Consider the following 13,145-nt stretch of genomic DNA (forward strand, 5'->3'; position numbering starts at 1 on the left):
CAAGTAAGTATCTAAACAGCATCCACAAAAAACCCAGATCCAGGACTAGCCAGAAGTCTAAAAATATGCTTTTATCACTCTAGTTATATCTTTTAACTATGATTTTTTTGAGTTTTCTAGCCCATGGTAAAGAACCCAACCTGTATTATATCTGTAAACAACCATGCTAAAATTAGATTCATTTAAAAAGTTTCGAAAGAAGTCTACTATAAAAAGAGGCGAACACGTAGGCTATTTTCAGAAATATACTTGATCGACTATTCATCAGTAAGAACACGCTAAAAAACTTGATTTTTTGCGTATCATAGCCGAGACATCTAGTAGATAGAAAGTAAGTCATTATACGGGTAATCATTATGGCAATTTTTAGCAAAAATTAGTTTACATTAAAGAGGTTTTATCTATTTCTAGCCTGATAATTCTATGAATACTTTTGTTTTTGACATTGAAACTGTTCCTGATACAAAAAATGGGCGAATCCTTTATAACTTAGAGAGTGAAAAAAGCGATCGGAAAGTCGCAGAAACAATGCAAGCTAAACGTCAAGAAAAAACGGGTAATTCTGACTTTCTTCCTTATCATTTGCAGCGTATCGTCGCTATTTCTGTCGCATTACACACTAAAAATCAATTTAAGATAGGGTCATTGGGTAATATCAATTCAGATGAACCTGTCCTAATTGAAGCGTTTTTCAAATGTATTGAAAAATATTTACCTATCTTGATCTCCTGGAATGGCAGTGGCTTCGATCTGCCTGTTTTACACTACCGAGCATTATTATACGGAATTAGTAGTCCTAGTTATTGGAATATAGGGAATGAGGATGCTAGTTTCCGTTGGAATAACTATTTGAGCCGTTATCATTATCGGCATATGGATTTAATGGACATTTTAGCCGCCTACCAAGGCCGCGCAAATGCCCCAATGACGGAAATCGCCATCATGTTAGGTTTACCAGGAAAACTTGGGATGGATGGTAGCCAAGTTTGGGATTACTTTTTAAATGGAAAATTAGACGCCATTCGAAATTATTGCGAAACAGACGTGTTAAATACCTACTTAATTTATCTTCGTTTTGAATTGATACGAGGAAATTTATCTGTTGAGACTTATCAAAAAAAGTGTGCTTATATCTATGAAACCATTGCTCAAGAAAATAAACCCCATTTCAAACAATTTATAGCCGCATGGAAAATTTAAAAACTTCATCTATCAATACCACTCCTGTTGTTATTACAGGGATTTCTCATGAAGGCCGGGGCATTGCGCACATTAATGGGAAAATTACCTTCGTTGAGAATGCTTTACCTGGAGAAACAGTCCTAATCGCTTATAACAAAAAGCGGCGTTCCTATGATGAAGCAAAATCTACCCAAATATTAAAAGCTTCAACTGATAGAATTCAACCAGAATGCCTACATTATGATAGTTGTGGTGGATGCAGCCTACAACATCTCAGTAACCAAGCTCAACTTCAGCACAAAGAAAAAACTCTTACTGAGCAACTCATCCATTTTGCTGAAATCAAACCTAAATCATTACTCCCTCCACTTAAGGGTGCAAGCTGGGGCTACCGCCGCCGAGCGCGCCTAGGTGTTAAATACGTAACCAAAAAGCGAGCCGTATTAGTTGGTTTCCGTGAGAAAAATGGACGTTATCTAGCACAACTACAAACTTGTAAAACATTGGATCCTAGAGTGGGTCAACTTTTAGTTCCTTTACAACAACTTATTCATAAATTAAATGCTTTCCAAACTATTCCGCAAATTGAAGCAGCGCTAGGTGATGAAATGCTAGGCTTAGTTTTTCGACATCTCACCCCTTTAGACAGCTCTGATCAAATGCAATTGAAAAACTTTGCGAAACAGCATAAATTACAACTCTACCTACAACCTGGCAATGAAAGTACCACGCACTGTATTTGGCCAGAAGATCCTAAATTGTTAAGTTATCGCTTGGAAAATAAAGGTTATAACCCTTTAGAGCTCTTGTTCGAACCTAAGCATTTCGTCCAGATCAATGCAAACATCAATCAGGCAATGATCCAACGAGCTATGGAATTGCTCTCACCTAATTTCAGCGATCGGATATTGGATTTATTCTGCGGATTAGGTAATTTTAGTCTACCCCTTGCCACACGATGCCAATTTGTCGTAGGCGTCGAGGGATATGCTGAACTCGTAGAGCGGGCAAAAGCCAATGCTAGGCACAACGCTATTAACAATACACAATTTTATACGGCTGACTTAACAGGTTCTATACTAAAAGAAACCTGGATTCAACAAACATTCAACAAAATTCTATTGGACCCACCTCGCTCTGGAGCTTTTGAAATCATTCAACAAATTGCGCATTGGAATGTTGAGCGAATTGTGTATGTATCCTGTAATCCTGCTAGTCTTGCTAGAGATGCAGGAGAATTAATAAAACAAGGTTACACCTTACAACAAGCCGGAATCATGGATATGTTTCCGCAAACTCATCATAGCGAAGCAATTTGTTTATTTACTAAATAGGTAGTATGAATAAACTAAACAGCACATTTCTCAAAACTTTCTGGTTTTTGATAGGAATAGTTTCCAGTACGATCTTGCTAATGAGCCCCATGAAAAGTTTTGCCTATTATGGCGAAAATGGTCAAGAAGAAGCATCGCTTACATCCATGCAACAAGGCCTGAATAACATATTAAGTCATTTTAAAGGCTTTAACACGGGTGTTTCCATTCAATCCTTATCCACTGGAAGAGTGTTATACCAATATAATGCCAACCGTGGCTTTGTCCCTGCTAGTACTCTAAAATTATTTACTGGGATTGCCGCTTTAGATTATTTAGGGCCTCATTTCCAATTTAAAACCCGTTTTTTAACTAACCCCGGAGCAAGGATTCATAATGGTGTTTTAACTGGAAATCTGTATATTAAATTTAGTGGTGATCCTTATTTAACTCTAGATGATCTCAAAGACATGCTAGAAACATTAAATGAACAACATATAAATAGAATCCAAGGCAACATCGTTATTGATGATACTGTTATTGATCGAAGTACTTGGCCTCCAGGACGTGTCATTGATGATAGGATTTTCTGCTATGCAGCCCCTGTCACAGCTACCATCATCAATCGCAATTGCTTTAGCCTTAGTGTTAAACCTAATCAACATTTATTACATCCTACTGTCACAAAAAGTAATAGCAATTTAGGTATCGTTATCGACAATCAAGCTGTGACCAAACGTTTAAGGCAAGGAAGTTATTCCTTAGATTTAAAACCAAAGACTGCTAGCAAAAATCACTATACTTTAAGAGGATATCTTTCCCCTAAGATGGGCCCTTTATCATTCGCAGTGGCTTTGCAAAATCCAAATTTGGCTACCTATGATATTGTGGCCGGATTATTAAGAAAATACTCTATCCACTATTCAAATTTAGTCTATGGGAAGACTCCGCCATTTGCTAAAACATTAGCCGAAAATAGTTCACCAGAACTTGCTTTTTTAATAAAAAATATGTTAAAAAAGTCCGATAATCTTATTGCGGATAGTTTATTAAAAAAACTAGGGGAAAAGTATTTTTCAGTCCAAGGTAGTTGGAAAACCGGTAGAAATGCTGTTCAAGCTATTCTTGCCAGCAAAACAGATATTGATTTCAAGCACCTTGTGATGGTCGATGGTTCTGGCTTATCTCGTAATAATATAGTCACGCCTAATGCCTTTGTTAAATTATTAAATTTCGCTTATACCCAATTACCTGATAGCGATTTGCTTTTTGAATCCTTACCGCGATCGGGAATCGATGGAACATTAAAACATCGTCTAGGCGGTCTTTCACTGGGTAGAATACACGCTAAAACAGGCAGCATGCATGGAATAAGTAGTTTAGCTGGCTATGTTCGGACCGCAAACAATCAAGTTCTAGCTTTTTCTATTTTAATTAATGATCCTGTTCCTGGTAAAAATAATCAAGGAGGTTATCGTTTATTAGAAAATCAAATTTGCGAATTTTTAGCTAGAAGTTATGTATAAAATAAATACTCAGCTCAAAGCCAAGTTTACATAAGTCAATTGATTTTTCTAATTTTTTTAGAGCAACAAACTAAAAATAAGGATAATTGAAAATGGTTAAAATAAAAAATTCGCTCTACTTAAATAATGACGGTAGTATTAATTTAGAAACATGGCTACACCATGCGGCGATGCAGCGTAGTCAAGAAGATTTCAAATTGATTCGACAGGCTTCTATTTTAAGTCAAATTGTGGGAGAAGCAAAAACTACTCCTACGCATGTTTCTTGCTTACAGCAAGGCCTCACGATGGCCGAAATTCTGTTAGATTTACATCTTGATAAAGAAACAATTGCCGCTTCCTTAATTTATAGTTGTGTAAACTATGCTGAACTTTGCTTAGAAACGATCTGTGAGCATTTAGGGCCGAATGTGGCTAAAATTATCGAGGGCGCTAAACAAATGAACGCCATTCGTATTGCCAGTACCGCTGCTAATCTACATCAAACTCAGTTAGAAAATATTCGAAAAATGCTACTTGCCATGGTAGAAGATATGCGAGTTGTTCTCATTAAACTTGCAGAACGTACCGCTACTATGCGCACTCTGGATATGTTGGATCGAAAAGCCAGTCAAGCCTATGCTCGAGAAACGCTTGATATTTACGCTCCTTTAGCTAATCGTCTGGGTGTAGGTCAATTGCAATGGGAACTAGAGGATCTCTCTTTACATTATCTTGAACCCAAAATATACGCTCAAATCGCACAGCTACTTCAAGAACGATTGATCGATCGTGAGTCCTATGTACAAATAATTTTAACTCAGTTACGAAAAATTTTAGACAATGCCCAACTACATAATTTTGAAGTCTATGGACGTGTAAAACATATCCATAGTATTTACAGAAAGATGCAACAAAAAAAATTAAAATTTGAAGAATTGTATGATCTCAATGCCATCCGTATTTTGGTCAATACTGTTAAAGATTGCTACAATGTTTTAAGTATCATTCATAGTCTATGGTCACCTGTATCAGGACAATTTGATGATTATATTGCAACACCAAAATCCAATGGTTACCGTTCTATTCATACCGCGGTTTTAGGTCCTGGCCAAAAAATACTCGAAATTCAAATTCGCACTCATCAAATGCACCAAGAATCTGAGCATGGTTTAGCCGCACATTGGCAATATAAAGAAACAGCCCAACGACAAAAAGAAAGTTACCAAACTAAAATTGCTTGGCTACGTCAAGTACTAGAGTGGCAAAAAGAATTAGTGAAGCGTGGCAAAGCAACCGTACCTGGTCTAACCACTGTTTTAGATGATCGTGTCTATGTGTTTACTCCAAACGGAGATATTCTAGATTTACCTAAAGGTTCGACCCCTTTGGATTTTGCCTATCATATTCATAGTGAAGTAGGACATCGTTGCCGAGGAGCAAAAATCAATGGTGCTATTGTTCCATTAACTTACCAACTAAAAATTGGTGAGCAAATCGAAATTCTTACTGCAAAACAAGGAAGTCCAAGCCTAGATTGGCTAAATCCCAATCTAGGCTATTTATACACTGCTCGAGCTAAAGCAAAAGCCCATCACTGGTTTAAAACTCAAGATTATGAAAAACATTTACTCCACGGAGAAGATTTATTCAATAAAGAAATTCAACGACTAGGATTAACAACTCTCGATCCTGAGAAATTAGCGCATAAACTGCATTTTAAGACCAAAAAAGAAATGATTGCCGCATTAGGCAGTGGTGATTTACGGCTTGCCCAACTTTTAAATGCAATACAATCGCAAGAAAAACAGTTAGCATCCAACTTAGTCCAACCTGAAATTTTGTTAGGCAAACCTCGTAGCAGCTTGCCAGAAGGCATTAGCATAGCCGGAGTTACCGACTTGTTAACCCAAACTGCCGGCTGTTGCAAACCTGTACCAGGTGATCCTATCCGAGGATTTATCACCCAAAGTCGAGGCATTGTTTTGCATCGTGATGATTGTATACATTTACTCAATCTTGAACCAGAAAAGCAAAATCGCTTAGTAGATGCTGATTGGGGCCTAGCCGTTAGTCAAGTGTATCCGGTCGACATTTGCGTGGAAGCGTACAATCGACCTGGTTTACTACGGGATGTATCTACACTCATTGCTAATGAAAAATTAAATTTGGTTGCACTAACACTAGCCAGTGATAAGCTCGATCCCAAAGCGTATATTAAATTAACGATTGAAATACCCAGTTTACTCTCACTTGGTAAAGTCTTAGATCGGATTAAGCAAGTCCCTAATGTTATTGAGGTGAGAAGACAAATCATTAGTTAAACTATGGGCAGCAAGCTACTTACCTTACTGCCTGTTCTATTGGAGCCGTATATCTACTTGATACTGGGATTTATATATATGTCTAAAAAATCAATCTATAGCGTTTCGGAACTTAATCAAATGGTTCAAGATCTATTGGAAGATGCATTTTTACCTATTTGGGTAGAAGGTGAAATTTCTAATTTCGCAAGCCCTAGTTCAGGGCATTGGTATTTTTCTTTAAAAGATGAAAAGGCGCAAGTACGCTGTGCGCTCTTCAATGGGCGGCAGCGTTATAAAGACAATCAACCCAAAAATGGTATGCAAATCTTAGCTCGCGCCAAAATTTCCTTATATCCTGCACGAGGAGAGTTTCAATTAATCATTGATCAATTTGAACCCGCGGGTGAAGGTGCATTACGAAAAGCATTTGAACAATTGAAAACTCAACTTGCAGCGGAAGGTTTATTTGAACCACAACATAAAAAACTTTTACCTAAATTTCCTGGTACGATAGGCGTGATAAGTTCAGAAACAGGCGCTGCGCTGCGAGATATCTGTATTGTTCTTAAGGAACGTTTTCCTACAATTAACATCATAATATATCCCTCTTTAGTTCAAGGAAAAAATGCCTCTGCGCAAATTGTTCAGCAGATAAAAACTGCGAATCAACGTAAAGAATGTGACGTTTTAATTTTGGCGCGAGGAGGAGGATCACTGGAGGATCTATGGCCTTTTAACGAAGAAAACGTCGCTAGAGCAATTTTTAAAAGTGAATTACCCCTTATTAGTGCTATTGGGCATGAAACAGATTTTACTATTGCTGATTTTGTTGCTGACAAACGTGCAGCCACTCCCACTATGGCAGCACAATTAGCCAGCCCCGATGGTAATGAATACCAGCAACAGCTAGATAAAACCTATCACCATCTGATTAAAACTATCTTATATTTATTAAAAAGCTATCAGCAAAATCTAAAAAATCTAGCTAAGCGTTTACGTCATCCACAACAACGATTGCAAGATAGTTTTCAGAATTGTGATGAATTAACTCAGCGTCTAAATTTAAGTATAAAAAGACAATTACACTTCCACGAACAAAAACTTTCAGGTTTATCCCGCACACTTCACGCCATAAGTCCTTTAGCTAGCTTAGCACGCGGTTATGCAATTGTAAGGGATGCAACGAGCAAAAAAATTCTGCGTAATAGCAAGGAAGTAAAATCGGGTCAGGAAATTATTACCAAACTGGCTAAAGGTGAATTACTTTGTGAAGTCAAAGCAAAACTCTAATACTACTCTTCGCACTTGAATTTTTGGCTGTGAGTAAAAAAACATAGAAATTATTTTTCTTCTGGCATAGGCTCAGCATACCCACACTCCTTACGAGGACAAACTTTTTCAGTTCCTCGACGTTTGGTTGTTTTAATCGTCATCACTGGCCAAGCACAACGCGGGCAGGCTTGTTCGATAGGTTCATTCCACACTGCGTACGTGCAAGTAGGATACGTAGAACAAGAAAAGAAAATTTTACCATACCGCGATTTGCGCTTAAGAAATGTGCCTTTATGACATTCAGGACACTCTATTCCCGTATCAGCTGGTTTTTCTAAAGGCTCTATATGTTTGCATTTCGGATAGTTACTACAGCCTATAAACTTTCCATAACGACCCATTTTTATATGTAAAGCATGTCCGCAATCAGGGCATAAACGACCTTGTACAACTTCAGGTTCACTTGCCGTAGTGACCTCTCCTTCCATATTTCGCGTGTAATCACACTCTGGATATCCTGAACAACCAATAAATCTACCGCGCTTACCTAAGCGTATCGATAAAGTTTTACCACATTTAGGGCAAGCTTCATCCAAAGCTTCTTGAGTAACATCTTTTCGCTGTACCGTTTCCTCAGTAGTCTCAATCAATGTTTTAAACGGTACCCAAAAATCTTGCAACAAAGGAATCCATTCTTTCTCTCCTCTAGAAATTTGATCCAGCTCATCCTCTAATCGCGCTGTAAATGCATAATCAACATATTGCATAAAATAACGCGTAAGAAATTTATTCACTATCCTACCGACATCCGTCGGTTTAAATCTTTTTTGATCAAGCGTGACATACTCTCTTTGCTGCAAGGTTGAAATAATAGGCACGTAGGTGGAAGGCCGGCCAATATCTCGCTCTTCTAAAGCCTTGACCAAACTTGCTTCACTGTAACGCGGTGGCGGTTCAGTAAAATGTTGATCGGCACTAATGTTGATAAGATTAACTTGATCGCCTACTTTTAGGGGTGGTAACATACTTTCTTCTTCAGCTTTCGATCTATCATCCGATGCTTTAGGTTTACTATCATCATAACTTTCTAAATAAACCGCCATAAAACCTGCATGCACAATAGTCGATCCGTTAGCTCGAAAACAATGATCCTTCGCTGCTTTAGCACTTAAATCAACTGCCACCGTATCAATAGTGGCATGCATCATCTGTGATGCTACTGCACGCTTCCAAACAAGCTCATATAATTTAAACTGTTCAACCGTTAAATGTTTTTTAAGTTGTTCGGGTGAAAATTCTACATGTGTCGGCCGAATGGCTTCATGCGCTTCTTGTGCATTACGGCTTTTAGTTCGAAAATGCCGGGGAGTTTCGGGTAAATCCTTCTCGCCATAACGTTGCATAATAAGTTCACGAATCGATACGATAGCCTCATTGGATAAATGGACAGAATCCGTTCGCATATACGTAATCAATCCCACTAAACCTTCACCGACATCAATTCCTTCGTAAAGTTGCTGTGCGAGACGCATCGTTCGCTGAGCAGTAAATCCTAATTTACGCCCGGCTTCTTGTTGCAAAGTCGACGTCGTAAAAGGAGCTGCCGGATTGCGTTTACGTTGTTTTTTCTCAACATGGGTAACCTGTAAATAACCCTGTGCCAGTTGTTGCAAATTTTCTTTGATTGCAGTGGCTTGCTCTTCGTTAGTAATACTAAATTGATTCAATTTTTCTTGCTGATACTGAATTAAACGCGCCGCAAAAGGTTTTTCATCGAATTTATTATTTGCCGTAATTGTCCAATATTCTTGAGATTGAAATGCTTCGATTTCTTCTTCACGCTCAACGATTAATCGTAAAGCGGGACTTTGCACACGTCCTGCCGACAAACCGCGACGAACTTTTTTCCATAATAAAGGGGATAATGTAAAACCCACTAAATAATCCAATGCTCGGCGTGCTTGTTGTGCGTTCACCAAATCCATAGCAATGTGACGTGGATTTGCCACAGCAGCATTAATCGCCGACTTGGTAATTTCATGAAATACTACACGATAAGTCGGCTTATTTTTTAGCAGTTTTTTTTGCTTTAGAATTTCGTAAATATGCCAAGCAATGGCTTCTCCTTCACGATCCGGATCGGTCGCAAGATATAACGCATCGGCATTCTTAAAAGCCTTAATGATCATATCCATATGTTTGGCATTCTTTTCAATCAGAGCATATTGCATAGCAAAACTTTGCTCTGGATTCACAGCGCCCTCTTTAGGTATCAGATCGCGAACATGGCCATAGGAAGCCAAAACTTCAAAGTCTTTACCTAAATATTTCTTGATTGTTTTAGCCTTAGCTGGCGATTCTACAATCAATAGATTTTTTGCCATTTTATTTCCTCACGTAGCCCCCAGGAACCACGTCAATATACCCTTGTAGTTGCAGTGTTGATAAACGAACAAGCAATTTATCGATAGTTAAGCCCGTTCTCGTTATCAAAATATCGATACTTGTCGTTTCAAATTCAAGGCACTCTACAAGCTTTATATCCTGCGAATCAAGTCCAGATAAATCCTTTTTTTCGAGAATAGGTTTGATTTGCGGGATCTCATGATTGAAAACCAAGCCTAGATCAGTCTTCGGATTAGCATCAAGAATCGCTTTATCCTTCTTTTTTGATATAAAATCTTCTGCTTTAGAGGGCTTAGTCAATATTCCTTCATTAGTCCGACAATTCATCTGTTCAGGTAGAAATGAGAACTCTTGTATAATATCCATACCGCTCTCAACCAGTGTAGCCCCTTCTTTTAATAATGCATGACAGCCTTGACTTAAGGGATTGCGAATAGAACCTGGAACAGCAAACACCTCTCGACCTTGCTCCAATGCGTAACGTGCAGTAATTAATGACCCACTCCGTAACGTTGCTTCTACCACGATAACGCCTAGGCTCATGCCACTAATGATCCTATTTCGCCTAGGAAAATATTCTGCCTTAGGCGATGCGTATGGAAAAAATTCAGAAATCAACGTTCCTCCTTTTTCCACTATATTCATCGCTAAAGCTTTATGACAAACCGGGTAAATACATTCAAGCCCACTCCCTAATACAGCCATTGTTATTCCTTTGCTTAACGCTCCTTGATGTGCTGCACCATCAATACCTCTTGCCAAACCACTGATAATAACAAATCCTTGGTCAGTTAGTTCGTTAGCCAGCTGATAGGCAATCTCTAAACCTGTGTGTGTGGGGTTACGTGCACCGACTATGGCCAAAGTTTGCTGCTGAAAAAAAGACAGCTCACCCATTATAAATAAAACCAACGGTGGAGAAGAAATTTCACGCAATAATACTGGATAATGTAAATCACCCCAATGTAAAATATGCTGTTGAGGGTTTTCTACCCAACGTAAGCTAAATTCTACACTTTTCCAATCTGGTTTTTGTAAGTTACTAGCAAGTATTGGACTGACACCTGCATGAAGCAATTCCTCGTACGAAGCTAACAAAATTTGTTTGGGGTTATAAAACTTTTTTAAGAGCATCGAAACTGTGCTTAAACCACAGCGCGGAACAGTATAAAGCGCTAACCAATATCCTATTTCATTCAATGTCAAATCCATGAGCCTGCACTTTAATTTGTCAATCTACAAATTAAAGTGTCTCATTTTAGCGCAAGCATTTTCAAGAGGCATTTTTCTGAAAAAATTAATTAGTTGTTGCTAATGCGGAACTCACAGATTGAAAATTTCGATTTTATTTTTTAAAAAATTATCACTAAAATTAGCGTTTATAACGATCCATACTCGCCTTAACTTCAATCCTTGCTTGCTCAGGCCCTACCCAACCGGTCACTTTGACCCATTTTCCAGGTTCCAGATCTTTATAATGCTCAAAGAAATGTTGGATACTCTGTGTAAGTTGTTCCGGTAAATCTTGCCAAGTTTTTATTTGGTGATACAACGAAGATAATTTATCGATAGGCACAGCTAAAATTTTAGCATCGATACCTGATTCATCTTCCATTTTTAACATGCCAATCGGTCGACAACAAATCACACAACCAATTAACAAGGGGAAAGGCGCTACTACTAATACATCAACGGGATCACCATCTTCTGATAAAGTAGAAGGAACATAACCGTAATTACAAGGATAGTACATGGCTGTCCCTAAAAAACGATCCACACGTAGCGCACCTGTTTCTTTATCAACCTCATATTTAATCGGATCACTATGGCTAGGGATTTCTATCACTACATTGATTTCATCAGGGACTTTTTTACCTGGACCTAATTTTACAAGCGCATTCATAATTTTATATTTCCTAAAACTTTACTTTTAAAGCATAATAAATTTATAGTAATTGGTTTTTGGTCAGTGTCGCAAAGAGGGAGATCAGCAACAACACAGACAAAAATTCAAGTGCGAAGCGTATAATAAACAAACTATTCGACTTAGGCTAGTCCAGTTAATTAAGGCTTATTATGGATTGTATTTTCTGCAAAATCATTAAAAAAGAACTTCCTGCTGATATCGTTTATCAAGACGAAACTATCATTGCCTTTAATGATAGGCATCCACGTGCGCCTATTCATCAATTAATTGTACCCAAAAAGCATATCGCAACGCTTAATGATCTGACAGAGGATGATACACTGCTGGCAGGAAATATGCTGCAAGTCGCACGTCATTTAGCTAAAAAAGCTCAGATTACGCAATCTGGATATCGCGCTGTTTTTAATTGTAATAAGGATGGAGGGCAAGAGGTTTTTCATTTACATTTACACCTGCTAGGTGGTCGCGTGTTACTTTGGCCTCCTGGCTAATAAAAAACTAACCTCGATTAAATTAATATAAGCATAGCTTGTCTATTTTTACTCTAATCAATAGAACAATCTGGTATTTTTTGGCTGAAATCCCTTGCCAAGCGAAGGTAAGCCTAGGTATATTTCTTGTTAAGAAAATAATTTATTACGTTGATTAGGGCCTCATCATGGATTTAGTAACACTCGTTTTAGCTTGCAGTCTGTATGCTGACAACTCTATTCCCTATGCCATGATACAAACCGGAACCCAAAATAATCCTCTCGTTGTTACTGTTGAAGGCCATACTAAGATTTTCAAAACGATACCTGCCGCCGTCCAATATACGCGTACGCAAAGCGCCTTAGGGAAAAACTTGGAAATTGGCTTGATGCAAATTTCCAGTCGATGGCTACCAGGAATCGGTGCTCATACCTCCGATTTATTTAGACCTTGTAAAAATCTGGTTATTGCCACACAAATTTTAGAAAAATTGCGCTTACAATGCCAATCTATTGCGGCTAATAATCCAAACACGGATATTCAATCCTGTGTACTTTCATTATATAAAACCAAAAATCGTCAAAATGGATTACCTTATGCTCATCAGGTCATCCAATATGCAAAAATACATCCTTTTAATGAACTTGCTGAAAAAGCACGTGACCCAGGAATGTTAGCTGCAACAGAAAAGCCGCCTATACCCTCTAAACAAACTCTAACAGAAAATAGTCATTCTGAAGATTATCCATCTTAGCATTACGTT

Annotated in this window: 10 protein-coding genes; 7 read left to right on the plus strand and 3 right to left on the minus strand. The window is 38.1% G+C overall.

Annotated elements, in window-relative coordinates:
• The first annotated feature begins 423 nt into the window (after nucleotides 1-423).
• From A1D18_RS04775 to xseA, 5 genes are all read left to right on the plus strand, one after another.
• Complete coding sequence (locus A1D18_RS04775; protein ID WP_071662667.1) at nucleotides 424-1,200, plus strand: 3'-5' exonuclease; 777 nt, start codon at nucleotides 424-426, stop codon at nucleotides 1,198-1,200.
• On the plus strand, nucleotides 1,188-2,516 hold the full coding sequence (gene rlmD / locus A1D18_RS04780; protein WP_071662668.1) for a 23S rRNA (uracil(1939)-C(5))-methyltransferase RlmD: 1,329 nt from the start codon (nucleotides 1,188-1,190) through the stop codon (nucleotides 2,514-2,516). The genes A1D18_RS04775 and rlmD overlap by 13 nt, the downstream gene beginning before the upstream one ends.
• An 89-nt stretch (nucleotides 2,517-2,605) precedes the next feature.
• Nucleotides 2,606-4,021, plus strand: coding sequence for a D-alanyl-D-alanine carboxypeptidase/D-alanyl-D-alanine endopeptidase (gene dacB, locus A1D18_RS04785; RefSeq protein WP_071662669.1), 1,416 nt, complete (start codon nucleotides 2,606-2,608; stop codon nucleotides 4,019-4,021).
• A 92-nt stretch (nucleotides 4,022-4,113) separates the two neighbouring features.
• Nucleotides 4,114-6,324 carry a GTP diphosphokinase gene (gene relA, locus A1D18_RS04790; protein WP_071662670.1) on the plus strand — a complete coding sequence of 737 codons (2,211 nt, stop codon included), beginning with the start codon at nucleotides 4,114-4,116 and terminating at the stop codon, nucleotides 6,322-6,324.
• A gap of 78 nt (nucleotides 6,325-6,402) precedes the next feature.
• Nucleotides 6,403-7,596, plus strand: a complete 1,194-nt coding sequence (xseA, locus tag A1D18_RS04795) for an exodeoxyribonuclease VII large subunit (RefSeq protein WP_084028746.1) — start codon at nucleotides 6,403-6,405, stop codon at nucleotides 7,594-7,596.
• A gap of 50 nt (nucleotides 7,597-7,646) precedes the next feature.
• Here xseA and topA read toward each other — a convergent pair whose 3' ends face one another.
• The 3 genes from topA to ppa all read right to left on the minus strand — a co-directional run bounded on the left by topA (nucleotide 7,647) and on the right by ppa (nucleotide 11,887).
• The gene (gene topA, locus A1D18_RS04800) at nucleotides 7,647-9,962 is read right to left on the minus strand and encodes a type I DNA topoisomerase (RefSeq protein WP_071662671.1); all 2,316 of its coding nucleotides are present in this window, start codon (nucleotides 9,960-9,962) and stop codon (nucleotides 7,647-7,649) included.
• Between the two features lies 1 nt (nucleotide 9,963).
• Entirely contained in the window at nucleotides 9,964-11,196 is a 1,233-nt protein-coding gene (dprA, locus tag A1D18_RS04805; RefSeq protein WP_071662672.1) for a DNA-processing protein DprA, read from the minus strand.
• Between the two features lie 160 nt (nucleotides 11,197-11,356).
• Nucleotides 11,357-11,887, minus strand: coding sequence for an inorganic diphosphatase (gene ppa, locus A1D18_RS04810; RefSeq protein WP_071662673.1), 531 nt, complete (start codon nucleotides 11,885-11,887; stop codon nucleotides 11,357-11,359).
• A gap of 173 nt (nucleotides 11,888-12,060) precedes the next feature.
• Between ppa and A1D18_RS04815 the strand changes: the two genes are divergently transcribed.
• Both A1D18_RS04815 and A1D18_RS04820 read left to right on the plus strand, forming a co-directional pair.
• A complete protein-coding gene (locus A1D18_RS04815) occupies nucleotides 12,061-12,402 on the plus strand; it encodes a histidine triad nucleotide-binding protein (RefSeq protein ID WP_071662674.1) in 342 nt (113 codons plus the stop codon).
• A gap of 167 nt (nucleotides 12,403-12,569) precedes the next feature.
• Nucleotides 12,570-13,136, plus strand: coding sequence for a transglycosylase SLT domain-containing protein (locus A1D18_RS04820; protein WP_071662675.1), 567 nt, complete (start codon nucleotides 12,570-12,572; stop codon nucleotides 13,134-13,136).
• Nucleotides 13,137-13,145: the final 9 nt, after the last annotated feature.

The sequence above is a fragment of the Candidatus Rickettsiella isopodorum genome (assembly GCF_001881495.1).
In the GTDB taxonomy this organism is placed as follows: Bacteria; Pseudomonadota; Gammaproteobacteria; order Diplorickettsiales; family Diplorickettsiaceae; genus Aquirickettsiella; species Aquirickettsiella isopodorum.